The organism is Lamprobacter sp., assembly GCF_034860625.1.
GTDB lineage: Bacteria > Pseudomonadota > Gammaproteobacteria > Chromatiales > Chromatiaceae > Lamprobacter.
In genome coordinates this window covers 1-396 of record NZ_JAYESN010000769.1, presented here as the reverse complement: position 1 = coordinate 396, position 396 = coordinate 1, and the positions used below count along the sequence as shown (strand labels likewise).

At 65.7% G+C, this 396-nt stretch carries 1 protein-coding gene; it reads left to right on the top strand.

The features are described from left to right. A partial coding sequence (locus tag VBE63_RS31215; protein ID WP_323686810.1) for a type II toxin-antitoxin system PemK/MazF family toxin occupies positions 1-345 on the top strand: 345 nt, incomplete at its 5' end. Positions 346-396 lie beyond the last annotated feature (51 nt).

Below are 396 nucleotides of genomic sequence, written 5' to 3'. Positions count from 1 at the left end.
TGGCGAAGGACGTCGCCGATGAGGCGCGGTGAGGTCTGGTGGGTCGAATTCGATCCGTCGATTGGAAGCGAGATCCGCAAGACCCGCCCAGCGGTGATCCTTAGCAACGATGCCGCCAATCGGCATCTGCAGCGGGTGATCGTGATGCCGTTGACCCGCAACACCGCGCGGCTGTATCCGGGCGAGGCCTTGGTCCAGGTCGGTGAGCAGACCAGCAAAGCCATGGCCGATCAACTCATGGCGGCGGACAAGGTGCGGCTGAAGACGCGACTCGGTTGCCTGAGCAAGGCGGACATGGCGGCCGTTGAGGATGCCCTGCGGTTGCATTTGGGATTGCCGCAGTGAGCGCGGCGCCTGAGACCTCGCCCCATCCCGGCGCCTGCGCCGGATGAGGGC